Source organism: Myxococcus llanfairpwllgwyngyllgogerychwyrndrobwllllantysiliogogogochensis, assembly GCF_006636215.1.
GTDB lineage: Bacteria > Myxococcota > Myxococcia > Myxococcales > Myxococcaceae > Myxococcus > Myxococcus llanfairpwllgwyngyllgogerychwyrndrobwllllantysiliogogogochensis.
Genome location: NZ_VIFM01000970.1, coordinates 1 through 393, shown reverse-complemented (window position 1 = coordinate 393; position 393 = coordinate 1). Strand labels below are relative to the sequence as shown.

Genomic DNA, 393 nt, shown 5'->3' with positions numbered 1-393 from the left:
GCTCCTGCTGTGGATTGGCATCAAGCTGGTCAGGAATGAGGAAGAAGAGAGCGAGGTTAGCAGCTCTGGCAGCCTGTGGCGCACCGCGATCACCATCACCGTTGCCGATGTGATTATGTCGCTGGATAACGTACTGGCGGTAGCTGCTGCGGGGAAAGGGCACATTGCGCTGGTCGCCCTCGGCGTGGCGATCAGCATTCCGGTTATTGTCGCCGGCAGCAAGCTGGTGCTGGTCCTGCTCACCCGCTTTCCCACGGTGGTGCTGCTGGGCGGGATGCTCATCGGCTGGATTGCCGGGTCAATGCTGGTCAGCGACCCTACCATTCGCCAGCTGTTTCCCAGCGCCGGCGAGGGCACCGCGCGCCTGGCTGGCGCCGTCGGCGCGCTGCTGGT

At 64.1% G+C, this 393-nt stretch carries 1 protein-coding gene; it reads left to right on the top strand.

Annotated features, from left to right (window positions below; all coding sequences use genetic code 11):
- Positions 1 to 393 (top strand): TerC family protein (locus tag FJV41_RS56490; protein WP_281291693.1); only part of this gene is annotated, 393 nt, incomplete at both ends.